Origin of the sequence: Streptomyces sp. NPDC059743, assembly GCF_042732975.1 — a bacterium.
GTDB lineage: Bacteria > Actinomycetota > Actinomycetes > Streptomycetales > Streptomycetaceae > Streptomyces.
Window position 1 is genome coordinate 43,791 of the sequence record NZ_JBHWGS010000026.1, and the last position, 23,639, is coordinate 67,429.

Below are 23,639 nucleotides of genomic sequence, written 5' to 3' on the forward strand. Positions count from 1 at the left end.
GTAAAGGGCGCGGATTGGCCCGGACGGGTGACACGCGGTCGATCTTGGCCTGATGGTGTGTGTCAGTCGCCCGTCGCGCCGTCGATCCGCTCCCGGATGAGGTCCGCGTGGCCGTTGTGCCGGGCGTACTCCTCGATCATGTGGGTGTAGATCCAGCGGAGGTTGTACGGCTCACCCGTGGTCCGGTGGCGTCGGCCGGCGCCCGGATGGTCGAGGGAGTGCGGAGCGGCCAGCTCGCGGGCGCGGGCGATCTCGGCCTGCCAGGTGGTGTAGGCCTCGTGCCAGGTATCGTCCTCGCCGGGATGGAAGTCGCCGTCCGGATCGGCGTCGCTGTAGTAGATCGGCCCGGCCTGCTCGTCGGACAGCGTTCTGCGGAACCACGCCCGCTCCACCTCGGCCATATGCCGTACGAGACCCAGCAGGCTCAGTTCCGAGGGCGCCACGGAGGCCTCCCGGAGCTGTTCCTCGGTCAGGCCCGCGCATTTCACCGCCAGTGTCTCGCGGTGATAGTCCAGCCAGCCCTCCAGCATCTCGCGTTCGCCCGCGACGGTGGAGGGCTCGGTGCGTTCAGTACGTTCGGTTGTCGTCATGGCGGTCATCCTCACGTACGGACCGGTGTCGTCGCGAAGCCTTATTCGCGCGGTCTCCTCATTCGCCCAGCATCCCGCGCAGCAGCTCCTCGAAGCCGCGCCGCAGCTCGTCCAGTGACGGTACGGCGTTGTGGTACGAGCCCACCGCGCAGGAGAACATCAGTCCCTCGCACCAGGCCACCAGCGAGAGCGCGTGCCGCTCGGGCTCGGGCGATCCGGCCGCCGTCATCATGGCGATCAGCGGCTCACGGAACTGCCGGCCGGCCGCGTCGTAATAGGCGCGCAGCTCCGGCCGCCGGGTGGCCTCCAGCGCCAGTTCGTAACGGCAGACGAGCAGTTCGGGATGGCGGGTCAGATAGCGGTGCAGGGCGAGCGCCATGAACCAGCCCCGCGCCGTCGTCATCGGCGGTGGAATCGGCGGACTGACCGCGGCCGTGGCCCTGCACCGGCGAGGCTGGGCGGTCACCGTGCTGGAGCGTGCCTCCGCGCTCACACCCGTCGGCGCGGGCATGGGCCTCACGCCCAACGCGCAGCGCACCCTGGATGTCCTCGGGCTCGGCGACGAGGTCCGCGCGCTCTCCGCCTGGCAGGGCGACGGCGGACTGCGCGCTCCCGGTGGCCGCTGGCTCTCCCGTACGAGCGGCGAGGCCGTGGCCGACCGCTTCGGCGGTCCCGTCGTCCTGGTCCACCGCGCCACCCTTGTCTCGGTGCTCGCCTCCGCGCTTCCCGAGGGCGTGGTGCGTACGGGCACGGCCGCCGCTCTCGCCGACCCGGGCGGCGACGGCCACCGGGCGCGTGTAAGCACTTCGGACGGTATGTGGGAGGCCGATCTCGTCGTCGGGGCCGATGGCGTCAACTCCGGCGTACGTCAGGTGCTCTTCCCGGGCCATCCGGGACCGCGGTATGCCGGATTCACCACCTGGCGGATGATCGTCCCGGCTCCCGGGCGGCCGTTCGCGCCGCACGAGACCTGGGGACGAGGGAGGCTGTGGGGCACCCAGCCGCTCAAGGACGGCCGTGTCTACGCGTACGCCATGGCCATGGCGCCGCCCGGCGGACACGCCTCCGACGACGAGAAGGCGGAGCTGCTGCGGCTCTTCGGGGAGTGGCATGATCCCGTACCGCGGATCATCCGGGCCGCCGAGTCGGACGCGGTCCTGCGCCATGACGTCCATGAGATGTATGAGCCGCTGCCCGCGTACCACCGTGGACGGGCCGCCCTGCTCGGTGACGCCGCCCACGCGATGCAGCCCACCGTCGGCCAGGGCGGCAACCAGGCCATCGAGGACGCCGTCGTCCTCGCCCACCACGCGCGATCGGGACATGACACGCCTGACCTCGCCGCGTACTCCGCCGACCGGCTGCCGCGTACCACCGCCATCGTCAAGCAGGCCACGCAGACCGGGCGGATGATCGCCGTCACCTCACCTGCCGCCGTCGCCGTGCGCGACACGGCGATCGCTACCCTCTCGCGGCTGGTGCCCGGCCTGCTGCTGTGGAGCTTCGCGGGCATCGCCGACTGGCGCCCTCCGGAGCGCACGTATGCTTCCGGAACAGCCCATCCGTCATAACAGCACGTCAGGCAGAGGGAGGCCCTCGTGAAGGTCGGCATCATCGGGCTCGGCGACATCGCGCAGAAGGCGTATCTGCCGGTGCTCACCACGCTGCCCGGCATCGAGCCGCATCTCCACACCCGCACTCCGGCCACCCTGGCGAGGACCGCCGAGACCTATCGCGTCCCGGCCGCGCACTGCCATCCCGATCTCGACTCGCTCCTCGCGCAGGGCCTCGGCGCCGCGTTCGTCCACGCGCCGACCGCCGTGCACGCCGAGATCGTCACCCGGCTGCTGGAGGCGGGCGTACCGACCTATGTCGACAAGCCGATCGCGTACGAACTCGCCGACACCGAGCGCGTGGTGGCCCTCGCCGAGGAGCGCCGTGTCAGCCTCGCCGTCGGCTTCAACCGCCGCTTCGCGCCCGGCTACGCCCAGTGCCTTGAGCATCCGCGCGAGCTGATCCTGTTGCAGAAGAACCGTGTCGGTCTGCCCGAGGACCCGCGCACCTTCGTCCTGGACGACTTCATCCATGTCGCCGACACCCTGCGCTTCCTGCTCCCGGGACCCGTCGAGCACACCGACGTACGGGCCCGGATACGGAACGGGCTGCTCCACCATGTCGTACTGCAACTCTCCGGCGACGGCTTCACCGCCATCGGTGTGATGAACCGGCTCAGCGGCTCCACCGAGGAGATCCTCGAAGTGTCCGGACAGGACACCAAACGGGCCGTGCACGATCTTGCGACGGTCGTGGACCACAAGGGACAGCCGAGCGTACGGCGGCGCGGCGACTGGGTCCCGGTGGCCCGCCAGCGCGGGATCGAGCAGTGCGTACTGGCCTTCCTCGACGCCGTACGGGCCGGATCGCTCCTCAGCGCACAGGATGCGCTGCGGACTCATGAGCTGTGCGAGCGGGTGGTACGAGCAGCACTGGACCAGGCCGCCTCCTGAACGAGCGCGCGCCGTCCGTGGCGCAGAGCGCGGCCAGCACGGCGAGGGCGGCATAGACCGCCCAGTCGCCGAACTCGACGTACGGAGTCGTGCCCCGGGCCAGCGGAACGTCGAACACTCCGGTGGTGCTCCGGGCCGTACCGATCCCGGCGCCCACCTGCTCGCCGTCCGGCCCGAACACCGCGCTCATGCCGGTCAGCGTGGCATGCGCCATCGGCCGGCCGGTCTCCGCGGCCCGCAGCGCCGCCAGCGACGCATGCTGCTCCGGCGCCCAGCTGCCCTGGAACGTGGAGGTCGAGGACTGCGCGACAAGGAGCTGCGCGCCGTCCCGGACCAGCCGTCTGCTCATGTCGGGGAACGCCGACTCGAAGCAGACCAGCGGCCCGAACCGCAATCCGCCTCTGCCCTCGCCCGGCAGGACCATCACCACCTGGCGGGTGCCGCGCTCGCGGTCCTCGCCCGCCGCCCTGCCCACCGAGGTGGCCCAGCCCAGCGCGGCGCGGGCCGGTATGTACTCGCCGAAGGGCACCAGCCGCATCTTGTCGTACGTATCGCCGGTCGGGCCGTTCGGACCGACCAGGACGGCGCGCTTGAATATCCCGGCCGTCCCGGCCGTGTCCGTGCTGCGCGCGTCGACATTGACGAGTATCTCGGCGCCGACCGCGCGGGAGAGCACGGCGAGCCGCGCCGCCAGATCGGGTCTGGTCGCCAGATCGGCGGAGACGCTGCTCTCTCCCCAGACCACCAGATCGAGATCCCGGCCGGCCAGGGTGCGTGTCAAGGTCTCGCCCTGCGCGAACCGGCGCTCACGGGCATCGGCCCCCTCGACCACGCCCGGCTGGACGACCGCGATCCGCGCCGTGCCGGACCGCTCGGGCTCCGGCGCCCAGGTCCACACCGAGATCACGGTGAGGGCGCACAGCACGAGGGATACGGCTCCGGTGAGGCGCGGTCGTATCTGCGGGACCGCGACCAGCACGGTGAGCGCGGTGTTCACGGCGACCACCAGCAGGCTCACCAGCCAGACACCGCCCACCGAGGCGAGCCGCAGGGCCGGCGCGACCTCCCACTGGCTGGCGCCGAGGAGGCCCCAGGGCCCGCCGAGTCCCTGCCAGGACCTGACCAGTTCGATCACCAGCCAGCCCGACGGCACCACCGCGACGGCCGCCGCGGCGCGGCCCAGGGACGGCGTCCCGCCGAGCACGGACCGCACCAGCCATCCCCAGGGCGCCCACAGCAGCCCGAGCAGCGCGGCGAGCACCACCAGGAACACATGCAGGCTCGGCGCCAGCCAGTGGTGTACGGCGATCATGAAGCCGATGCCGCCCAGCCAGCCCTCCAGGGCCGCGCGACGGCCCGTGGGAGCGGATCGTACGAGCAGCATCCACGGCACCAGTGCGATATACGCGAACCACCACAGGGACGGCTCGGGGAACGCGAGAGCGGGCAGCGAGCCCGCCACCACCGCGGCGGCGCCGCGCCACCACGGCGACGCCAGGCTCCGGCCGACCGGGCTTCGCATCCCAAGTGCCTCCTTGCCCCGCCCTTTCAGGTTGTCTTCCCCTGAGGAACAGCACCGAAGCGGGAGGAGAGCGGGAGAAAGGAGTGGAAGAACGGGAGAAGGAGGCGGGAGGAAAAGGCGGGGCCCTTGGGCGGGCCGATGTCAGCCGATGTCAGCCGATGTCAGCCGACACCGCCCGACCTCAGCCGACGTCGGCGGAGGGCGAGACGCGCCGCCACTTCTCGTGGACGGCCACCGTCCGCAGCAGCCAGCCCGTGTCGTCCCTCAGCAGCCCGAACGAGCACCGTCCGCCGCTCATCAGCTCCTCGCCCGACTCGTGCCGCCGAGGGCTGAGATAGTCCGCCCGCAGCTCGGCGAGGTCGCCCAGATACCCGTCGGAACCCTGTATACGCAGCCGTCGGTTGACGATCAGCAACTGATGCATGCTGTACGGGCGCAGCGTGCCGGCCAGCCAGTCGGCGACCTCCGCGGCCGAACCTTCGATACCGCCCGCCGCCGTGTAGTCGGCGCGGCCGTCCGGTGTGAACAGGGCCCGGTAGCTGGGCCAGTCGGCGTCGTCCACGGCCACCGCGTAATTGGTGATCACTTCATCGATGGCGAGCCGGCCCATCACGGTCGCGAGATCCACGCGCTGTGTCATCGGCTCAGTCTCCGGCAGGAAGAGCCCGGGGCCAAGTGCCGCGCACACCGGTCACCCGTCGGGCGGCTCCCTTGCTCCGGGCGGCGAAGTCTCATCGGCGGCCGAAGAAGTCGATCTCGGCGACGGCGGGACGGCGGTCCTGCCTGTCCCCGTGGACACCGTCGATCGCCAGCCGTATCCGGACGACATCGCTGCTCCGGACGTCGAACGTCTGCTGGCCCGGCTGGTCCCTGAGCGTGATACGCCGCTCGGTGAGTGTGCCGTCCGCGGCGTGCAGGGTGAGGGCCAGCGCCGCGGGCCGGGACTGGGAGAGGAACGCGTCCTCCTGGGCCGAGCGGCCGGAGAAGACGACCAGTTTCAGTATCCGGACCGGCTGCTCGAAGTCGGCTTCCAGATACTCGCCCTGCCCGGCGCCCGCCTCGGCGGGCGCCCAGAACTTGTTCGAGTACGTGTCGAACGCGGCCTGCGCCGGATGGCCCCGCTGCGCGCTGGACGCGCGGACCTGGCTGGGATGCAGCTCCTCCGGGGTGCCGGTGCGGTCCCGCGCGAAGTCGAACGCGTCGGGGACGTACGGGCGCGCGAACCAGACCGCCGCGGCCAGGATCACCAGGGTGAGCGGGACGGCGAGGCTCGGACGGCGCCACAGATGGCGCTTGGGGCGCGTCCCGGCGGTCGGCAGGGCGCGCCGTCTGCGGGCGAGGATCCGGCGCCACCACGGAGGCGGTACGTCGGGCGGCGGACCGGGATCGAGGAGCAGACCGCAGCGCAGACAGAGGACACGCTCCGGCGCGTTCTCCGTACGGCAGTTGGGACAGCGGACGGAGGCGCCACGGGAGGCGGGCGGAGGCCGGTGCGCGGGCTCGGCGGGTTCCTCTCCGGGACCGGGTACGGGCGTGTCCAGCCGGTCGCCGGGCCTGCGCGGACCGGTGGCGGGCGGCGGCGGTGAGGGCGTGGCCGGCAGGGATGACGCGCTCTGCGGGGGCTCGGCGGGCGCCGGTTCCTGTGCGGGTGATTCCGTGTCCGTCGCCCTGGGAGCGGCGGTCGGTGCCGGTGGTGTGGGCGTTGGCTGTGCGGCTGTGGGCGGCGTTGGCGTGGGCACGGGCGCCGGGCGCTCGGGACTGCTCGTACCACCGGAGCCGGACCCGGATCCGGCGCCCGCCCCGGACGTAGCTCCTGCCCCGCTCCCCGACGGTTCCCGATCGCCCCACTCCAGAAACGTTTCGCAGGACGCGCAGAACGCCGTGCCCGGCGCGTTGACGTGTCCGCACTCAGGGCATCTCATGGCCGCTCCCCGGACGGTCGCTCCCCGGACAGGCCCGGCGCTCCGGCGAGCGGCAGGATCTCCAGCTCATAGCCGATATGCGCCGGTATCTCGCCCTCGATCAGCTCCTCCAGCCCGACGCGGTCCACCGCCTCCGGCTCCGCCACCCGCAGCCGTACCGTCACCCAGGGCCGCTCCTCGCCCGGCAGCGCGGTGTTCGGCGTGGCCGACCAGCCCGAGCCGCCGCTCTCCGCGATCTCCGGCTCCACACCGGTCTGCCGGCGTACCGCCTCCGCCAGCCCGCCACGCGTACCACGCCGGCTGTGCCGTGCCACCGCGCCCGTCACCGCCGCCCGCCGCCGCTCGACCGGCTCGTCCCGGTGCGGCTCCGCCGCCACCCACTGGGCGACCCAGTCGAGCAGATCCTCCGGCGCGCTGCGCGGATCGAGATGCGCGGGCAGATTGTCGAGCGTCAGCAGGATCGGGGCGAGGACATCGTCCAGCGCGGAGAGGAAGCGCCGCAGAAAGTCCTGTTCCAGATAGAGCGCGGGCAGCAGCTCGATCAGCGGATGCGGTGAGGGCAGTCCCGCCACGGTTCCGCGCATCGCTCAGACCTCCCGTATCCGTAGCTGGTGTTCGTACGAGAAGGCCAGCGCGTGCCGGTCGAGTGCGATCCTGGCCGTCTCCTCGCCGCGCCGCCCGGTCACCGGGTCCGCGGGAAACAGCCGTACCTCCTCCACCAGATCCACCTCCGGCACCCGCTGGAGCACCGCGAACGCCTCGCCCGACTGGATCGGCCGCCCGAAGGGCCAGCCCTGGCCGTCGGGGCCGCCGGTCAGCGGATTGAAATAGCCGTACAGCGCGGCCAGCGCCGCCTCGCGCAGCCGCTCGACCACCGCTCCACGGCGGGCCTGCACCGAGGCGACGACCGTCACGCCCTGGTAGAACGGCGGCTCCACCATCAGCCGCGCGCCGATCGGCCGCCGCTCGTCGAGATGGCTTCTGATCTGTTCCATGGTGTCCGGCGGCGGGATCAGCTCGTTGAAGCCGATCCGGCCCTGCGCGTCGCTGCGACCGGACGGGACGACCAGCAGCCGTACTCCGCCCGCCTCCGCGTCCCGGCCCTCCCGTACGCAGTGCACCCGCGCCGCGTCCGGAGCCACCTCGCGGGCGAGCAGTTCGTAGTCGTGCGGTACGACCGCCCGGTGCAGGGTGCGCAGTGTCATCGGCCCGCGCACCCGGGCGCTCTCCACCGTCTCGCCGTCGACACCGCCGAGCGCGGGACGCCGGTTCTCCACCCGGGCCACATACGGCAGTGAGGCGCGCAGCACACGCAGCGCGCCGCGGGCCACATTGCCGCGCCGGCCGCCGCCCATACGGTAGCCGCGCACCCGCACCGCGCTGCCCTTGCGCGGCACCGCTCCGTAGTGGTGCAGGCTGCCGTCCTGCTCCCGTACGGCGGGACCGAAGTCCACCCGGCCCGAGTTGGGGTCCAGGGTGATATGCCGGTCGTCCGGGCCCGAGTGCGCGAAGTCGTCCACACGGGTCCAGTCGGCCCAGCCGGAACCTTCGTCCGGATCCGCCACCTCGACCACGAAGTCACCGGGCACCACCGGCGGCCTGGCCAGCAGAAAGCTCTGTCCGGGAACGCCCTCGGCGGGACCGAGGACCTCGTCGCGCACCGTCTCGGCGTGCGCGGCCTCGACCGTACCGCCGATCGTGAAGGCCGTGATCCGGCGGACGGTCGGCGGAGCCACATAGGTGGGCTGACCGGGCTCGGGCTCCAGCAGCCGGCAGCGCAGCCAGCCGCCGGTGCGCCCTACGACGGCCGACGCGGTGTGCGCACGCGGAAGATGGAGGATCAGCTCGCCCGACCGGTTGAAGCCGCCCGAGTCGTCCTTCTCGATCTCGCAGGCCCGCCACTCCGTGCCGTCCCGGGCCTCCCAGAGCAGCGGCGGGCGCCGCGGATCGACGCCCACGCCCTCCACCCGGCAGTCGAGACGGAGGACCACGACTCCGCTCGGCACCGCGTCGGAGAGTCCCACATAGAGCGTGTCGCCGGGCGTGGGCGTACTGCCGAAACAGGGCACGTCGCGGCCGAGCGCCAGCTCCTCGGTCCGGTCGACGGCCGGGCCGTCCGCGGCACCGGTCGCGAGATGCTCGAACCGGCAGGGCACGATGGACAGTTCGCGGCTCGTGGTGAAGACCACCGCCTCCTCGGTCTCCGTACGGACCGTGGCGACCTCGGTGCCCTCCCTGACCCGTACCGGCTCCGGCCGTGGTGCGGAGAGCCGGAAGGTGACCTCCGTACGGGCCGCCGTCGGCGGATACAGCCGTACGCCGATCAGATCGAGAAAGGTCAGATAGTTCTTCTCCGGCACGCGGTTGAGCCGGTAGACGAGCTGGTCGACCATGGTGGCGAAGGCCTCGATCAGCGTCACGCCCGGGTCGGAGACATTGTGGTCCGTCCACTCCGGACAGCGCTGCTGCACCAGGCGCTTGGCCTCGTCCACCAGGCTCTGGAAGCGGCGGTCGTCCAGATCGGGGCTGGGCAGCGTCACGGTCCGTCCTCCTCGTGCTGCGGGATCACATAGAACGGGAACACCAGATTCCGGGGATCGTTGGAGCCGCGCACCGTGTATCCGATGTCGATGTACAGCACGCCTTTGTCCGCCTCGTCGAAGCGGACGGTCACCTCGGCCACCTCGATACGGGGCTCCCACCGCTCCAGCGCGAGCCGTACCTCGTAGGCGAGTTGGCCGGCCGTACCCGCGTCCGCCGGTGCGAACACGTAGTCGTTGACGGCGCAGCCGAACTCGGGACGCATCGGGCGCTCGCCGGGCGAGGTCGCCAGGATCAGCCGGATCGACTCCTCCAGCGCGCGCTCGCCGCCCACCAGGGCGATGCTGCCGGTGGCGTCCGTACGGGGCGGGAAGGCCCAGCCGGCGCCGATGAACTGCTCTCCCACGGCGGCGGTCAGCCTCCTATGTCGACGCTGGGACAGCCGGACACCACGGGTGAGCCGCAGGCGGCCCGGTCGCCGACGCGGGCGGCCGGGCTGCCACCGATCAGTACGGTCGAACTGCCCGGACCGGCGATCGCGGACGGCGGATGGACGGCCGGCGGCGGTACGGAGCACTGGTGCGGCGTGCCGACCGTGGCGGCGGGTCTGCCGCCGATCAGCACCGACGGCACTCCCGGTGGGCCGACCGTGCCCGGGTGGCCGGTGGGATCGCCGACGCGTGCGGCTGCCGACATGTCCGGGTGCTCCTCTCGTGTGTCCTACGTACGGTGCGTGCCCTATGTGTCCCAGGTGTCCAACGTGTCCTGCTTCAGTTGATCTTGACGAGTGGTGCGCTGATGGAGCAGGTGCTGCCGCCCTTGATCTCCGTGCGTGAGGTGCCGTTGACCGCGACCTGGCTGCCCTGGACATCGAGCGCGCCACCGGTCGCCAGCCGGAGCCGGCCCGTCCCGCCGTCCACCTGGACTCCCGTACGGGCCGTCAGTTTCACGGAGTCGCCGCTGAGTTCGAGTACGCCCTGTCCCGCGTCCATCGCCACTCCGCTGCCGGCCTTGATCGACACCTGCTGCCGGGCCTCGATCTCCACGCTGCCGTCGCTGTTGACGACGATGGTGGTGCCACGGCGGTCCAGGTCGATCTTCAACTTGCCGTCACCCGTGAGGAGTCGTACGCCCTGCGGGCCGTTTGCCGTGTCCAGCAGCTCCAGTTGATTGCCGCTCTTGGAGGCGAAGGCACGGCGGTTGACGGCACCGGTCGTCGGATCGACAAGCTCGGCGCCTCCGCCTGAGCTGCCTGTGCCGCTTGAGCCGCCTGCGCCGTCTGTTGCGCTGGGGCCGGCTGGACCGCCTGAGCCGGTCGCGCCGCCTGTGCCGCTTGAGCCGCCGCCCTGGGCCGGTCTGTCCTGGCCGTTGTAGAGACCTGCCAGCACATACGGCCGGTCGAGATGTCCCTGCTCGAAACCGACCAGCACCTCGTCGCCGACCTCGGGAATGAACGCCTCGCCACCGCTCGTACCGCCGGACTGCGCCGTACGCGCCCAGTCGCTCGCGTACTCGTCCGACAGCCAGGGGAACCGGACCTTCACCCGCCCGAGTCCCTCCGGATCCTGGGTGTCCGTCACCGTTCCATTGACCAGGCCCGCGTACCGTCCGCCCGCCGCCGGGCCGCCGCCACCGCCGCCCGCCGAGCCCGCGCCGCCGCCCGTCAGACCGAAGAGGGAACGCTCCTGCTGTCCCGAGACGGTGATCCAGGTCTCGTAACCGCGTACGGCGTCGAAGACATGCCGCGAGGACGTGACCGTATAACGGCCCTCGAAGGGCGCTCCCACGGCGTTGAGCGCCACCGCGCTGCCCGCCCGTACCTCGGGATTGCCCCGGATCACCGCCTCCAGCTCGGCGAAGGATCCCGCGATCCGCTCCGCCAGCGCCTTCGCCGCCTGGTCCACCTGCGCCTGTGTCCCGTACGACGTGTCCGTGACCACAAAGCTCGCCTCGCCGAAGGGCGCGGACACCTCGGCCGCCGTCACGCCCAGGTCGAGCGTCGATGTCCTGCCCGCCGGAGCCCGGCCCACCAGCGGCTGCTTGGCGGCCACGTCCCAGCCGCGTACCTCCACCTCGGAGACCTGCTCGGCCGACGACACGCCGGCCCGGCAGCGGATCAGATTGCTGCCCATCTCCAGGACCAGCGGATTCTGCTCGGCGCGCGCGGAACCGTCGGGCGCGCCGCTCGCCTCGGCGGGCCTGGTGATGTGCAGCCTGCCGTCCAGGACGTAGGCCTGCGCGCCCGCCTCCTCGGCCAGCCCTCGGATGAACTCCCAGTCGCTGTTGTTGGGTTGAGCGACATGTTCGAGTACGGGCCCCGCCACATCCACCGTTCCAGGGCGCAGCCCTGCCCGCTGCGCCACCTGCGCGCAGATGTCGGCGAGCGTCATGTTCTGGTAGCCGACGACACGGCGGCCACGGAACAGCCGGTGCGACTCGTCAAGGCCGCGCACCACCGTGAAAGTGCCGGTGTCGTCTATCTCCAGCTCCAGCGCGGTCACCACACCCGTCAGCAGCGGGACGGCGGACGGGCCGCCGCCCGCGTGGGCCAGCAGCCGGACCTCGCCGCCGATCTTGAGCCCGGTCTGTTCCAGCAGCGTCCGGCCGGGATCGCGGAAGCGCAGGACGAAGAGATCCGGCAGCGTACGGCTGTCGTCCACATATCCTTCGACAAGGGTGCCGGCGAGCGCGGGCGGCAGCGGACTGCCGCCGAACTCGACCACCAGCGTCTTGGCGACGCTCTGCTGGGCCATCCGCCCTCACCACCTCTTGTCCTGGTCTGATTCGGCTACCTCGGCTTACTGCGGGTTACCTCGGCTCACCTCTGTCGTTCGCGTCCGGAATCGCGGTCCTGGAGCCGTCCCAGCTCGTCCAGGGCGGGCAGCAGCAGCTCCTGCCCATTGGTCAGCCGCATCGGATCGTCGATCCCGTTCGCCTCCGCGATGACCCGCCAGGCGGCCGGATCCCCGTACTCGCGATGGGCGAGTCCCGGAAGCGAGTCGCCGGCGCCCACGCGGTGCACGCGCCGTGCCGCCAGCGCTCCCGAGGTCGGGTTCTGGCCGGGCGTCTCACCGCTGATCTCCTCCATCGTCACCTGGCACAGCGCCCGGATCGGCACACCGGAGGTGGTGAACAGGGTGTATTTCGCCTGCACTTGGCTGACATAGCCGGGAAAACCGGTGAGCCCGCCCCAGTGGAAGACCACCCAGGGCGGCGAGGACCGCTGCTGCTGCCGGGTCTCGCTGGTCGGCACACAGCAGGCGAAGAGCTTCTCGACCGAGGTCACGACACTGCTGTCCTGGGTGTCGCTCGCGTCGAAGAACATCTCCACGGTGAGTTTGCTGGGCTGCGGGCCCTGGTACTCCGGCGGCCCGGAACTCTTCGCGCCCTTGGCGGGTGTCCGTTTCCAGGCCGCCGCCTTGGTCAGGCTCAGTTCCTTCGGATTGAACTGGAAGTCGATACGGCCGCAGGGCCCGCCGGGGATGAGACCGCCGCCGGCCGGTGGAGTACGCAGCTCCAGATACGCGTGCTCCAGCTTGGGCCGGGCCGAGCCCGGCGCACGGGAGGAGGACGACGTACCTGAGGAGGACGATGTACCGGAGGTGCTCGCGGCACTGAACGCGATGGGCCCGCTCACCGCGTTCAGCCCTCCATCACATAGCCGTGGTGGGCGATCTCGATCGTCTCGATGGCCACCTTGGGCGACTCGGGAGTGAACGACGGACCGGTCCAGCGCACCGGTACGACCTCCAGCAGCCCCCACTGCGCGACCTTGCGGCCGTCGCCCGTACGGGCCTCGATGTGCGCGGTCTTACGGCTGAAACCGGTGGTCATGCTCGCGAACCACTTGGCGACCTTCTCGGTCTCGCGGGTCAGCGGACGGGAGAGCTTGACGTTCGAGTACTTGAGACGGGTCGGGAGCTGCCAGACATGGCCGTTGTTGCCGCCCTCTTCGCGCGCTTCGAGCACCACTTCGCAGCCGAGACCGTCACAGGTGTTGAACGAGCCGAGTTCGATGTCGTCGATCGTGACGACGAAACAGACGCTGACGGCCGGGTCGTTGTTGTCGGCCGGTGTCATGGGTGATGTCACGGGCGATGTCACTTGGCGGACCTCTCAGTGCCTGGTGTCGAGTCAGTGCCTGGTGTTGATCAGGAATCCGGCGCGTTCGCGTTCCAGCCGCAGATCGGCCTTGAGCAGTCGGCTGAGAGGCGCGTACAGGGCTCGTACGAGCTCGTCGGTGACGGGCGGGGCCTGAGCGGACGGGCCTGACGCGGCGGTGGCCGCGGTGGCCGTGTCCGGGAAGGCGGAAGCGGGATCGGCGGCGTCGGCGGCGGATTCCTCGGATTGTTCAGGAGCGGGTGCGGACTCGGGCTCGGGTGTCGGTTCCGGTGGGGAGTCGGGGACGAGATCCGGGACGGGGAACGAGGGCGGCGCCTCGCTGCTCATGGCCTGACGCTGGACGGTTCGGGCTGCCTGGGCCGCTCCGGTTGCCTGGGCGGCCGGGATACCGAAGACCACACTGCCGTCGGCCATCCGCTGGGCCACTCCTGCGGCGACGGCGACGGAACCGGCGTCGCGGAAGCCGGAGGTGGGGAGGGCTCCGGAGACCGACCGGGGCGACGGAGGGCCTCCGAAGGTCCGTGGCTGCTGTTGTGGCTGTCGCTGCACTGCGGGCGGGAGTTGTGTGGGTGGCGGCGCCATCACCGTACGGGCCGCTCGGTCACCGGTGTCGTACGAGCGCTGGACCGCTGTCTCCGGGTGTGGAGCGGACCAGCGGACCGGTACGACGGGTGGTTTTGGTTCCGTACGTCCGGAGACCGAAGCCATGAGGGAGGCCGTGGGCGCGTCCGGGCCGGTGGCGAAGAGGGGTACCGCCCGTTGCGCGACGAGCGGCGCCACCGGCCCGGACGCTGGTTCGGTGGTGGGGCGGGGGAGTGTGCCGGGACCGTGGAGGCGTTGGATCCGTACGGGCGTGAGGGTGGGGCTGGGGCTTCGGTCGGGTGAGGGCGGGACCGTCGTGTGGTCTTGGGTGTGCTCTTGGGTGTGGTGTGGTGCGTGTTGTTCCATGTGCCGCTGTACGAGGGACGGCGCATCGCCGAGCAGTGGCCCTGTCGAAGTCTCCGCGTCCGGTGGGAAGTTGGGACCGGCCAGGTCCGGCGGTTCGGTCGGTTCGGTCGAGTCGGTGGTCGGCCCAGGAACACGTGCGGCGATCTGCCGCTGTGCGGTGGGCGGCAGCCCGGCCAGCGGTGCGCCGAGGCCCGGCACACGGGAACTGTCCCGTACAGGCGGGGCGCCGGATCCGGACGAGGCGGGCGCTGAGGCTGTCGCGGGAGGTTCAGGCGGTCGTCCGGACGGTTGGGGCAGCGACGGTTCGACCGGGCGTTCACCGACCAGTTGGCGTACGGGCAGTTCGGCGGGCGATGTCCCGGCCGAGACCAGCGAACCGGCCGCCTCGCTCCGTTGCACCGGCATGGCTGTGGGCTGTATCTGCGCCTGCACACGGGCTTGCGCCTGCCCCGGCATTTGTCCTGCGGCCGTGGGCGCCGTGGGCCAGGAGGCGACGACACCGTCCTCGGCCCGGCGACTCACCGTCGTGGGACCGCGGGACGCGACTAGTCCGTGCATCAGCCCGGAGGGCGCCTGCGGGCTGACCAGATGCCCGAGAGGAGTGGTGAGTGTGGCGTCCTGCCAACTGCTGAGTGAGCCGCGGAAGCCGTCCGGGTCTGTCACCAGGCCGGGAGTGGTCACCGTGCGCTGTACCGGAGGGAGTTCGCGCCAGTCGGCCACCGGGCGTTCGGACGGAGACGCGCTGCGCGCCGCGCCGATGGCGTCCTCTGCGTCCGTAGCGTCCGTAGCGTTCGCCGCGTCCGTCGTCTCCGTAGCGTCCGCCGTGTCCGTAGCGTCCACCGCGTCCGATACCTCGGCCCGGTCACCGCGCAGCCAGGAAAGCAATCCCATGATCCCGTGTCCCCCTCTCGCCTCTCGCCCTGCTCTGTCCTACTGCCCGGTGAGCCGGGCGATCTGTGCGACGTACCTCAGCCGCTCGGCATGCTCCAGATCGAGCAACTGGTCGAGCGGCCAGTGGAAGTGGTAGGCGAGGTACGCGACCTCCTCGTAGAGCAGGTCGGCCGCGTACGTCACGATTCCCCCGGGCGACCACCTCCGGCGAGATCCACGGCGAAGCTCTCCTGGCAGGACGGGCAGGTGACGGCGGCCCGGGTGTGCCCCTCGGCGTTGATCCGGCGGTAGAAGTCCTGGAGAAAGGCGAGATCGGAGGCGAACAGGTCCTCGATGACGCCCGGATGGATGTCCTCGACGGTTCCGATCCTGCTGACCACGCGGGCGATCAGGACGACCGACAGATACGCGGCGTTCTCCCGTACCCGGTCGTCCCTGAGCGGGATCAACTCGTCGCGAGCGGTGGCCAGTCGCATCACGCCCGAGCGGTGCACGGTGCCGGACTCGTCCACGTAGCCTCGTGGCAGCTCGAACGGGAACTCGGTACGCAGAGTCTCGCGAGCCTCATGGGCAGCACGAGACCCGTGGCCGTCCTGGTGCTCCCGCCCGTCACCGCCCGACCTGCCCGGCGCGGTGCCGTCGTCCGGTCGTACGGCGGGAGACAGTACGCGCCGCATCAGTCGACTTCCATGCTTTCGTAGGTGATGGCGAGCTTCTCCGTGAGAACGGAGGTGTCGCCCGCCTTCAGCGTGCCGATCTCCAGGGACTTGGGCCAGGCGTTGATCAGCTTGTAGCGCTTGATCGCGATGCCCTCGTAGTCGTAGACGATGATCGCGCCGTTGCGCCGGGCGTCCGACATCCGGCCGAACCGGGAGTCCTTGATCCACTGCTCGAAACTGTTGTCCTCGGTCAGTCCGCGGCTGACCGTGACCTCGCCCGCCTTGGGACGGCCCGGCAGCTTCTTGATGGCGTACTTTCCGTCGGCGGTGTTCTGCTTCAGCTCGATGACGTCCTGTTCCATCTTCAGACCGCTCACCTCGGTGATCTGCTTGATGAGGACGCTGTCGAATTCCAGACCGAAGGAGTGTCCGACGGAACTGTCGAGATCGGGAAGTGGCACTACCAGCCTCCAAAGCACTCGCTGTCGCTACTGCTCATCTCAGCCGTCTCACTCATCGACCGCGCCGGTTCCGCCGGTCAGTTGGGAGAGCCGGAAGACCACGAACTCCGCCGGTTTCACCGGTGCCACTCCGATCTCGCAGATGACCTGTCCGGCGTCGATGCTCTCGGGCGGGTTCGTCTCGCGGTCGCACTTGACGTAGAACGCCTCTTCCGGCGTCAGCCCGAACAGCGCGCCTCTGCGCCACTCGTTGACCAGGAACGCCGAGACCGTACGCCGGATACGGGCCCACAGCGCGTCGTCGTTCGGTTCGAACACGACCCACTGAGTACCGGCCAGAATCGACTCCTCCAGATAGTTGAAGAGCCGTCGTACGTTGAGATAGCGCCAGGCGGGATCCGCGGCCAGGGTGCGCGCGCCCCAGACGCGGATACCGCGCCCGGGAAAGGCGCGGATGCAGTTGAGGCCGATCGGGTTGAGCAGATCGTGCTCGTTCTTGGTCAGTTGGGTCTGGAGAGAGACCGCTCCTCGTATGACTTCGTTCGCCGGGGCCTTGTGGACTCCGCGTGAGGCATCGTTACGGGCCCATACTCCGGCGATATGACCGCTTGGCGGCACAAAGGCGTTACGGCCCGCCGCCGGGTCGAAGACCTTGATCCATGGGTAGTAGAGCGTCGCGAACTTCGAGTCGAAGCCGGTCGTCTCCATCCGCCAGCCCTTGATCTGCCGAGGGCTGAGACTGGGCGGCGGATCGAGGATCGCGATCCGGTCGCCCATCAGCGCACAGTGGTCGATCAGGCTCCGCTGCACCGAGACCACGGACTCCAGGTCCAGATCGCCGCGTTCATAGGCGCTCATCAGATCCGGTACGGCGACCATGGTGACCTCGTCGATCGCCTCCAGCGCGCCCAGGCCCGTGCGCCGATCGGGATCGCCGACGTACTCCTCCGCCGACAGCGGACCGGATGCGCCGCCGGCGTCGCCCGCGGGCCGGAGCGTCACGGTCTGGGCCTCGGGCCTGGTGGGCGCGGGGCCGCGTCCCGGCTCGCGGATCTCGATCAGTTGCGACCGCGCCCTCACCTGCGAGGCGACATTGTCCTTGCTGCGCTTGGACGAGACGGTGGGATAGGTCTCCACGACCTTGCCGTCGCGGGCCACCACCAGGGTGAACACATCCTGTGGCGGGTCCTCGCCCTCGGGATCGGCCACCGAGACGGTGATCTCGCCGGTCACACCGGGCAGCGTCCGTACGGTGTACGGTCCGAGCTGGGCCTCCGTACCGTCCGTACCCTCTGCACCTTCCGTACTGTCCGTACCTTCCGTGCCGGCCGGGAGCTCACTGGTTGTCCGGGCCTCGGATCTTTCGTCGTCGCCCTCACCCTCGCCCGTACCGCCGCCGCCGATGCGGATGACGTAGCAGATGCCGCCGCCATTGGCGAAGAAGCCGTAGACGGCGGAGGCGAGGTAGGTCCCTTCGACGAACTCGCCGAAGAGGCTGACGAACTGGGTCCAGTTGGTGATCAGCGTCGGTTCGTTGAACGGACCGCGCTGGGCGAAGCCGACAAAGGCGGCGACGGACGTACCGACGCCCTCGATCGGCCTGCTGCCGCTTTGTACCTCTTCGACGTAAACGCCCGGGGACAGATACGACGGCATGCGACTCTCCTTGACCGGGAACGAGGACGTCTTGACCAGGGGACGGGGTGATTCTCGCGGTGGGGGCGATCACCGGGAACGGGCGTACGGCCGCCTCGCCGTACCGAACCGACTGCCCGAAGAGGCAGAGCCGTCGGGCCATCTGATCGGGCAGTGAACACTGCCCTCGGCGCTGTCCCGCGTGTGCTGCTCCGTGTACGGTCCGGCCCCGCACCCTGGCTGACATGTCGGGGATCCGCGGCCCGGAGCGACGGTGAAGGCGACTCCGGAGAAGAGTTCCGCCGTCGTGGCGACGCGCGCCGCTGCTCCGCGGCAGGCGCCGCACGCGGATGTGTCGCATGCGGACGTCTCGCACGCGAACGTGTCGCACGCGGATGTCCGACACGCGGACGTGTCGGGCTCCTCGTCCGACACCTTGTCCGAGACCTTGTCCGACACCGGCACCACCGCCCCAGCGGTATCCCCCACCGGCCCGGGGCTGGATGTGCGGAGTGTGCGGCGTCTTCAGGCGGGCGCCGGGAACGCGGCGGTGGCGCGGCTGGTGGCGCAGCGGTATGCCGAGGTGGTCAAGCCGCCGCCGTCGCAGGCGCCGGGCTTCCGCCGGGTGCAGTCGGACGTCGCCGCGAAGAAGGCGAAGCTCAAGCAGCACAAGTCGGCGGCGGTGGAGTCGAGGTCGGCGCAGGACGCGGCGGTGGCTCCGCCGGACGACAGGCAGGCGCAGGGCAAGGCGGCCAACGCCGAGAAGATGAACGAGGCGAAGCCGGGCGAGTTCGACAAGAACGCGTTCATCGGGGCGGTGAACGAGGCGATCGCCGCGCAGGCGCCGAAGAACCTCGAAGAGGCCGACGGCTTCGCGGACTCCGGCCGGGCCGACTCCATCAAGGATTCGGTGGACGGCAAGGTCAAGGACGGCAAGGAGTCCTCCGCCGAGGAGATCGAGACCGCCACCACGGCCGCTCCGGACACATCGCAGGCCAAGGAGAAGCAGGTCACGCCGATGAGCCCGGATCAGCCTCCGGGCAATCCGGGCGCGCCGAGTGCGGCGGACGCGGTGCCGGCCCGGCAGCCGGACGAGGTCCTGGACTTCTCCGAGGGCCCGCAGCAGGTCGATCAGCAGATGGCCGATGCCGAGGTCACCGAGGAGCAACTGGCCCGGGGCAACGAGCCGCAGTTCGACCGGGCGTTGGCGGAGAAGAAGAAGGGCGAGCAGCACACCGCCGCAGTTCCTGCCAAGAGCCGGGCCGCCGAGGCCAAGCAGCTCTCGGCGGCGCAGGCGGGCGCGGCGGTGTCCGGCGCGCAGGCGATGAACGCCATGACCGCCGACCGCGGCGCCGCGGGCCGGGCGGTGGACAGCGGAAAGGGCGAGACGAAGTCTGCGGACGAGAAGAAGCGTGAACAGGTCACCGCCAGGCTCCAGAAGGTCTTCGACGCCACGCAGAAGGACGTTGAGAAGATCCTCGGCGATCTGGACGGGAAGGTCGACCGGCAGTTCACGGAGGGCGAGAAGAGGGCCCGGGACGATTTCACCGCCGATCACAAACGCCGGATGAAGGAGTACAAGGACCGGCGCTATTCGGGCTGGCGCGGCCCGTTCCGCTGGGGCAGGGACAAGCTGAAGGGCCTGCCGCAGGAAGGCCTGGACATCTTCAAGAAGTCACGTGAGCTGTATGTGACGAAGATGCAGGCGGTCATCTCCACGATCGCCGACACGATCGGCACCGAACTGGGCCGCGCCAAGGCCCGTATCGCCACGGGCCGCAATGAACTGAAGGCGGAGGTCGACCGGCTCCCGGCGGATCTGCGGCAGTTCGGCGAGGAGGCGGCGGTCGACTTCGCGGGCAAGTTCGACGACCTGGAGTCGCAGGTCAACGACAAGTCCCAGGAACTGGTCCAGACCTTGGCCCAGAAATACACCGAGGCCCTCAACTCGGTCGACGAGGAGATCAAGAAGCTCGAAGAGGAGAACAAGGGCCTGATCGCGATGGTCGTGGACGCCGTCGTCGGCGTCATCCAGACGATCATGGAACTCAAGAACCTCCTGATGGGCATTCTCGCCAAGGCCGCAAGCGCCATCGCGAAGATCATCAAGGACCCGATCGGCTTCCTCAGGAATCTGGTCTCCTCCGTCGGCGCGGGCCTGAACCTGTTCGTCGGGAACATCGCCGATCACCTCAAGTCCGGCCTGGTCTCCTGGCTCCTGGGCACGGCGGTCAGCACCGGCCTGGCGATCCCTTCGCGCTTCGACCTGAAGGGCATCATCCAGCTCATCGCCTCACTCCTCGGCCTGACCTGGGACAACATCCGCGCCCGCATCACCCGCAAGGGCGTCCCCGAACAGGCGATGGCCAAGGTCGAACAGTCCGTCCCAGTAGCCGGCGCCCTGGCCCGCGAGGGCCCAGCCGGCGCCGCCCAGGAAATCACCGCCGAGACGGGCGACCTCAAGACCACGATCCTCGACGACCTCAAGTCCTACCTCATCCCCACGGTCCTGATCGCCGGCATCACCTGGATCCTCTCCCTCCTCAACCCGGCCTCCGCTTTCATCCGCGCCGTCAAGGCAATCATCGACATCGTCACCTTCATCGTGACCCAGGGCGCCCAGATAGCCGCCTTCGTCAACGCGGTCCTCGACGCGGTCATAGCCATAGCCAACGGCGCCCAAGCAGGCGTCCCCAAAGCCATAGAAACAGCCCTCGCCACCAGCATCCCCCTCCTCATAGGCCTCCTGGCCTCACTCCTGGGCATAGGCGGCCTGGCCAACAAGGTCCGCCAGATCTTCCAAAAGGCCTCCCGCCCAGTGAACCGAGCCATCGACAAACTGGTCGACAAAATAGCCAAAGTCGGCAAGAAATTTCGGAAGCCTATGGAAGGGAACGGGCGGGCCAGGAGGACGAGGAGCGGCCATGCCTCGGCTGGCGGTACATCAATGGAGAGAATAAAGCGAGGAAAGCAGAACCGGCTTGATCGTGCCATCATCGCTCTGCGCCCCAAGGTCTACGATCTGATCGGACGCAACGTCTCAGGTGCTCGATTTCGCACCCAGTTGCTGATCTGGCGTGTGCAGTACCGACTTTCTAAATTGTCGGTGCGACGTGAAGACGGAAATCGTGTAAGCGTGGTTGCCAAGGTGAACCCGCAGGGCACGATAGCCGAAAAAGTTGTAAGCAAGATAGGGCCAGAATTGCACCCCATGCTGTCAAGAATCGGAAACGACCTTATCAGTCGCCCCGATATTGTGCAGGAAGCAATAAGAATCCAGCAAGACCGTCTTGATGCAAAGAGGCGACGCGAGAAGGAACGTCGCGATACGAAGGAACAACGCGAAGCGGAAGCTGAAGCTCGTATCGCCTCCGGGAAAAAGGCGAAGGTCAAAGATGTTCCTCTCCGATCCCGGCCCGGCAAGTCTCAGGCTGCCGAGGCGCTGGCTATCCACGAGCAGTCTCTGCGTCGTACGGCGAGAACCGACGACGTGATCGAGATGGCTGCAGGTCTGGAAGTCAGTGAGAGGCAGACGCGTTCGTCTCTCCCAGGGCACATCAAGACCCATGGTCTTGGGACGGGGCACTACGTGCTCCCACCACCGAAACCTGGTGATACGCGAAAGCGACGGGCCATCGTCACCATTCTCGATGCCTTGACCGCAGCGGGTTACACGCGTCTGCAGATCCAGCAGTCGGTCGCGGAGATTTCCCAGGGCGCCTACCCATCCGATCCGGAGATCGCTCAGAACGCCGAGGCGGCGAGGCAGCTCGCCGCTCTGACTCGCCTGATGTTTGCAGTTGAGGGCGGGCGTAACCCCGTCGCATTGGCCACCAGTACCATGGCGTGGGAGTCGTTGCACGTGCCAGGAACAACCTGGCGAGATGTCGTTCTTGAGCGGAACCCGATGTCCCCGACTGGTATCAACGCCACAGTCCGCGAGTCACTCATCCCGGAGAGCGAGCGAACGGGTGCCATGCGAGCACGGGTGGATCGCATGTTGCGTCATGAGTTGCATGCCACCGTTCGCTGGGTAGAGAGTCTGATGATCGGCGACAAGCCGTTGTTTGAGACTGAGCATGAATGCAAGATATTTGTTGAATCGCATATGGAGGACTACCTCAGGTCTCGCGTTGCCGCATATGTCCTACCGGGAGGGGTTCTGTGACCGCGCGCGCCATTCGTATCGTTCCTTCGCCTGAAGTCGGGTACGACCTCGTGGCTGAGGGTCTCGCTGCCTTGGGGTTGACGAGGCATGATGCTCCCTCGTCCGAATCGGAACGGGTGCCGAACGAGGAAATTTGGCTATCGTCCGACGAGAGGAGTGCGGTCCATTGGATCGAAGATGATCTGATCGGAGTTAGCTACATAGCTGTTCGCGGCACAGATGTCATTCCTTTGTCTGAGCGTATCCGATCCAAGCTGCCGACGGATGATGTCGCGCAGTTGCGGTCGCGCGCCATGGTGGATCGAGGTCCGGATGCCCTTATTGACACGCTGTATCGTACGGCGGTTGTGGCCGACTCGGGATACGATCCCGAGGCCTTTTCATTGCTGCGTTGGGGATTGAACGATCCAGACTCGCTTGTCAGGCGAGTAGCCTTGCTGGCTATTTCAATTACCGGCTGGCCTGAATTTACTGGATTGCTCGACGAGGTCAGTGCGAACGACCCCGTTGATGAAGTGCGTGATCAAGCAGAGCGAGTGCGTGATCTATTGCAGAGCAGTACTGGGAATGGCGGGGTATCTCAGTAGCTGAGAGCGTCTCGCGCTGGTGCAGATCGTAGCGAACGGTTAGTGGGGCAGGCCATTCGGCCTTGGTGACATCGCGGGCTGGGGCTTAGCGCGTAGTGGTCCTGGACGTTCGTGCAAGGTTCCCGAAATGTGGAGGCAGTTCGGGCTGCGCAGGGCGAGGTGGGCGTTTGCGTGCAGGTAGAACTGGAGCCGGTGTCGGCGATCGAGGCATGAATGACCACTGCCCAGGTCGCGGCGCTCGGTGGCGGCTTGGAGATCGTTGCGGACTTCAATGACGTTGGCGCCGTTTGGCGCACCAGCGTCGGGTCTGCTGTTTGTGAAACCGATTGCTAAGCTTGGTTCATGGCAGATGAGCAGGCGGGACCCGGGATCGGTGAGGGGCCGGCGAAGGCGATCAGTGTGTCGCTTCCTGAGGGCACCGTGCGGGCGTTGCGGGACAGTGCTGGTGGGCGTGGGGTGTCGGCCATAGTGGCTGCGGCCGTGGAGGAGCACCTGCGTAATCAGGCCGCGCATGAGTATCTCGCGGAGTACGAGCAGGAGCACGGTGCCTTCACAGGCGAGGAGAAGCGGGAAGCCGCGGACGTCTGGGCGCGGGCCGAGGAGCGGGAGGGGCAGTGGCGCGAGGCCGGCTGACGGGTGGGGGAAGCCTCGTGCTGGACAGCCAAGGGCTGTCGCTCTACCTGGAGCAGGACCGGGCGGTGTTGAACCTGGTTCGGTCGGCGCTGGACCGTGGGGCTGATCGCGTGGTCAGCGGTGCCACTCTCATCGAAGCCCAGCACGGGCGGATCAAGCGAGCTCACTGGAACTATGTCCTCTCGCAGGTGCGTGTGGAGCCGCTGAGCGTGGGGTGGTCCAAGGAAGCCGCGCAGTTGCTCCAGGAGACCGGGTTGCACGGTCATAAGTACGCCATCGACGCGATGGTCGCTGTCACCGCGATGCATCAGCCCGGACCGGTGGTCATGCTCACCTCGGATGTGGACGACATGGTCAAGCTCTGCGGCGGGCGAGTCACCCTCGTCGCTGTCTGAGGCGTGGCGAGGCTGGTTTGCGCGGTTTCTGGTTGCGCTGGATATCAGATGCCCCGAC

At 69.0% G+C, this 23,639-nt stretch carries 22 protein-coding genes and 1 pseudogene; 6 read left to right on the forward strand and 17 right to left on the reverse strand.

What is annotated here, in order from left to right; translation table 11 throughout:
* Positions 1–62 precede the first annotated feature (62 nt).
* Positions 63–590: a DinB family protein gene (locus ACFV6H_RS34775; RefSeq protein ID WP_385550484.1), complete on the reverse strand. Its 528-nt coding sequence runs from the start codon at positions 588–590 to the stop codon at positions 63–65.
* A 58-nt stretch (positions 591–648) separates the two neighbouring features.
* Positions 649–969 (reverse strand): annotated as a pseudogene (locus tag ACFV6H_RS34780) (TetR/AcrR family transcriptional regulator); the annotation flags it as partial.
* On the opposite strand from ACFV6H_RS34780, the gene ACFV6H_RS34785 reads away from it, so the two are divergent.
* Both ACFV6H_RS34785 and ACFV6H_RS34790 read left to right on the forward strand, forming a co-directional pair.
* On the forward strand, positions 968–2,161 hold the full coding sequence (locus ACFV6H_RS34785; RefSeq protein WP_385550486.1) for an FAD-dependent monooxygenase: 1,194 nt from the start codon (positions 968–970) through the stop codon (positions 2,159–2,161). The pseudogene ACFV6H_RS34780 and the gene ACFV6H_RS34785 sit on opposite strands and share 2 nt — an antisense overlap.
* Positions 2,162–2,188: 27 nt before the next feature.
* Positions 2,189–3,097 (forward strand): Gfo/Idh/MocA family protein, encoded by a 909-nt coding sequence (locus ACFV6H_RS34790; RefSeq protein ID WP_385550488.1) that lies wholly within the window; start codon positions 2,189–2,191, stop codon positions 3,095–3,097.
* On the opposite strand, the gene lnt is transcribed toward ACFV6H_RS34790, so the two are convergent.
* From lnt to ACFV6H_RS34865, 15 genes are all read right to left on the reverse strand, one after another.
* Positions 3,018–4,619 carry an apolipoprotein N-acyltransferase gene (gene lnt / locus ACFV6H_RS34795; protein WP_385550490.1) on the reverse strand — a complete coding sequence of 534 codons (1,602 nt, stop codon included), beginning with the start codon at positions 4,617–4,619 and terminating at the stop codon, positions 3,018–3,020. The genes ACFV6H_RS34790 and lnt overlap by 80 nt on opposite strands.
* 181 nt (positions 4,620–4,800) lie before the next feature.
* Positions 4,801–5,259: a nuclear transport factor 2 family protein gene (locus ACFV6H_RS34800; RefSeq protein ID WP_385550492.1), complete on the reverse strand. Its 459-nt coding sequence runs from the start codon at positions 5,257–5,259 to the stop codon at positions 4,801–4,803.
* Between the two features lie 91 nt (positions 5,260–5,350).
* Positions 5,351–6,358, reverse strand: a complete 1,008-nt coding sequence (locus ACFV6H_RS34805; RefSeq protein ID WP_385550494.1) for a discoidin domain-containing protein — start codon at positions 6,356–6,358, stop codon at positions 5,351–5,353.
* A gap of 179 nt (positions 6,359–6,537) precedes the next feature.
* Complete coding sequence (locus ACFV6H_RS34810; protein WP_385550496.1) at positions 6,538–7,125, reverse strand: phage tail protein; 588 nt, start codon at positions 7,123–7,125, stop codon at positions 6,538–6,540.
* 3 nt (positions 7,126–7,128) lie between these two features.
* Positions 7,129–9,081, reverse strand: coding sequence for a putative baseplate assembly protein (locus tag ACFV6H_RS34815; protein WP_385550498.1), 1,953 nt, complete (start codon positions 9,079–9,081; stop codon positions 7,129–7,131).
* Entirely contained in the window at positions 9,078–9,488 is a 411-nt protein-coding gene (locus ACFV6H_RS34820; RefSeq protein ID WP_093595875.1) for a GPW/gp25 family protein, read from the reverse strand. Before ACFV6H_RS34820 ends, ACFV6H_RS34815 begins: the two co-directional genes overlap by 4 nt.
* 8 nt (positions 9,489–9,496) lie before the next feature.
* On the reverse strand, positions 9,497–9,778 hold the full coding sequence (locus ACFV6H_RS34825) for a PAAR domain-containing protein (RefSeq protein ID WP_093595878.1): 282 nt from the start codon (positions 9,776–9,778) through the stop codon (positions 9,497–9,499).
* Positions 9,779–9,852: 74 nt separating this feature from the next.
* Positions 9,853–11,835, reverse strand: a complete 1,983-nt coding sequence (locus ACFV6H_RS34830; protein WP_385550501.1) for a VgrG-related protein — start codon at positions 11,833–11,835, stop codon at positions 9,853–9,855.
* A gap of 65 nt (positions 11,836–11,900) precedes the next feature.
* The gene (locus tag ACFV6H_RS34835) at positions 11,901–12,719 is read right to left on the reverse strand and encodes a peptidase M23 (RefSeq protein WP_385550503.1); all 819 of its coding nucleotides are present in this window, start codon (positions 12,717–12,719) and stop codon (positions 11,901–11,903) included.
* 5 nt (positions 12,720–12,724) lie between these two features.
* Complete coding sequence (locus ACFV6H_RS34840) at positions 12,725–13,162, reverse strand: phage tail protein (RefSeq protein WP_093595887.1); 438 nt, start codon at positions 13,160–13,162, stop codon at positions 12,725–12,727.
* A 54-nt stretch (positions 13,163–13,216) separates the two neighbouring features.
* Complete coding sequence (locus ACFV6H_RS34845) at positions 13,217–15,043, reverse strand: hypothetical protein (RefSeq protein ID WP_385550505.1); 1,827 nt, start codon at positions 15,041–15,043, stop codon at positions 13,217–13,219.
* Positions 15,044–15,082: 39 nt separating this feature from the next.
* Positions 15,083–15,226 (reverse strand): DUF6760 family protein, encoded by a 144-nt coding sequence (locus tag ACFV6H_RS34850; protein WP_093595893.1) that lies wholly within the window; start codon positions 15,224–15,226, stop codon positions 15,083–15,085.
* Complete coding sequence (locus ACFV6H_RS34855; protein WP_385550508.1) at positions 15,223–15,720, reverse strand: hypothetical protein; 498 nt, start codon at positions 15,718–15,720, stop codon at positions 15,223–15,225. Before ACFV6H_RS34855 ends, ACFV6H_RS34850 begins: the two co-directional genes overlap by 4 nt.
* A complete protein-coding gene (locus tag ACFV6H_RS34860) occupies positions 15,720–16,163 on the reverse strand; it encodes a phage tail protein (protein ID WP_385550510.1) in 444 nt (147 codons plus the stop codon). Before ACFV6H_RS34860 ends, ACFV6H_RS34855 begins: the two co-directional genes overlap by 1 nt.
* 48 nt (positions 16,164–16,211) lie before the next feature.
* Positions 16,212–17,819 (reverse strand): phage tail sheath family protein, encoded by a 1,608-nt coding sequence (locus tag ACFV6H_RS34865; RefSeq protein WP_385550512.1) that lies wholly within the window; start codon positions 17,817–17,819, stop codon positions 16,212–16,214.
* Positions 17,820–18,105: 286 nt separating this feature from the next.
* On the opposite strand from ACFV6H_RS34865, the gene ACFV6H_RS34870 reads away from it, so the two are divergent.
* From ACFV6H_RS34870 to ACFV6H_RS34885, 4 genes are all read left to right on the forward strand, one after another.
* A complete protein-coding gene (locus ACFV6H_RS34870; protein WP_385550514.1) occupies positions 18,106–21,966 on the forward strand; it encodes a hypothetical protein in 3,861 nt (1,286 codons plus the stop codon).
* Positions 21,963–22,553: a HEAT repeat domain-containing protein gene (locus ACFV6H_RS34875; protein WP_385550516.1), complete on the forward strand. Its 591-nt coding sequence runs from the start codon at positions 21,963–21,965 to the stop codon at positions 22,551–22,553. Before ACFV6H_RS34870 ends, ACFV6H_RS34875 begins: the two co-directional genes overlap by 4 nt.
* A 342-nt stretch (positions 22,554–22,895) precedes the next feature.
* The gene (locus ACFV6H_RS34880; RefSeq protein ID WP_385550518.1) at positions 22,896–23,186 is read left to right on the forward strand and encodes a hypothetical protein; all 291 of its coding nucleotides are present in this window, start codon (positions 22,896–22,898) and stop codon (positions 23,184–23,186) included.
* Positions 23,168–23,581 carry a DNA-binding protein gene (locus tag ACFV6H_RS34885; protein ID WP_384986568.1) on the forward strand — a complete coding sequence of 138 codons (414 nt, stop codon included), beginning with the start codon at positions 23,168–23,170 and terminating at the stop codon, positions 23,579–23,581. The genes ACFV6H_RS34880 and ACFV6H_RS34885 overlap by 19 nt, the downstream gene beginning before the upstream one ends.
* The last annotated feature ends 58 nt before the right edge of the window (positions 23,582–23,639 follow it).

Excerpts from the sequence above, each read along its gene's own strand:
- ACFV6H_RS34785 (WP_385550486.1), top strand. The coding sequence starts at position 968 with ATGAACCAGCCCCGCGCCGTCGTCATCGGCGGTGGAATCGGCGGACTG.
- ACFV6H_RS34775 (WP_385550484.1), bottom strand. The coding sequence starts at position 590 with ATGACGACAACCGAACGTACTGAACGCACCGAGCCCTCCACCGTCGCG.
- ACFV6H_RS34800 (WP_385550492.1), bottom strand. The coding sequence starts at position 5,259 with ATGACACAGCGCGTGGATCTCGCGACCGTGATGGGCCGGCTCGCCATC.
- ACFV6H_RS34825 (WP_093595878.1), bottom strand. The coding sequence starts at position 9,778 with ATGTCGGCAGCCGCACGCGTCGGCGATCCCACCGGCCACCCGGGCACG.
- ACFV6H_RS34845 (WP_385550505.1), bottom strand. The coding sequence starts at position 15,043 with ATGGGATTGCTTTCCTGGCTGCGCGGTGACCGGGCCGAGGTATCGGAC.
- ACFV6H_RS34830 (WP_385550501.1), bottom strand. The coding sequence starts at position 11,835 with ATGGCCCAGCAGAGCGTCGCCAAGACGCTGGTGGTCGAGTTCGGCGGC.
- ACFV6H_RS34865 (WP_385550512.1), bottom strand. The coding sequence starts at position 17,819 with ATGCCGTCGTATCTGTCCCCGGGCGTTTACGTCGAAGAGGTACAAAGC.
- ACFV6H_RS34855 (WP_385550508.1), bottom strand. The coding sequence starts at position 15,720 with ATGCGGCGCGTACTGTCTCCCGCCGTACGACCGGACGACGGCACCGCG.
- ACFV6H_RS34880 (WP_385550518.1), top strand. The coding sequence starts at position 22,896 with ATGGCAGATGAGCAGGCGGGACCCGGGATCGGTGAGGGGCCGGCGAAG.
- lnt (WP_385550490.1), bottom strand. The coding sequence starts at position 4,619 with ATGCGAAGCCCGGTCGGCCGGAGCCTGGCGTCGCCGTGGTGGCGCGGC.
- ACFV6H_RS34840 (WP_093595887.1), bottom strand. The coding sequence starts at position 13,162 with ATGACACCGGCCGACAACAACGACCCGGCCGTCAGCGTCTGTTTCGTC.
- ACFV6H_RS34810 (WP_385550496.1), bottom strand. The coding sequence starts at position 7,125 with ATGCGCGGAACCGTGGCGGGACTGCCCTCACCGCATCCGCTGATCGAG.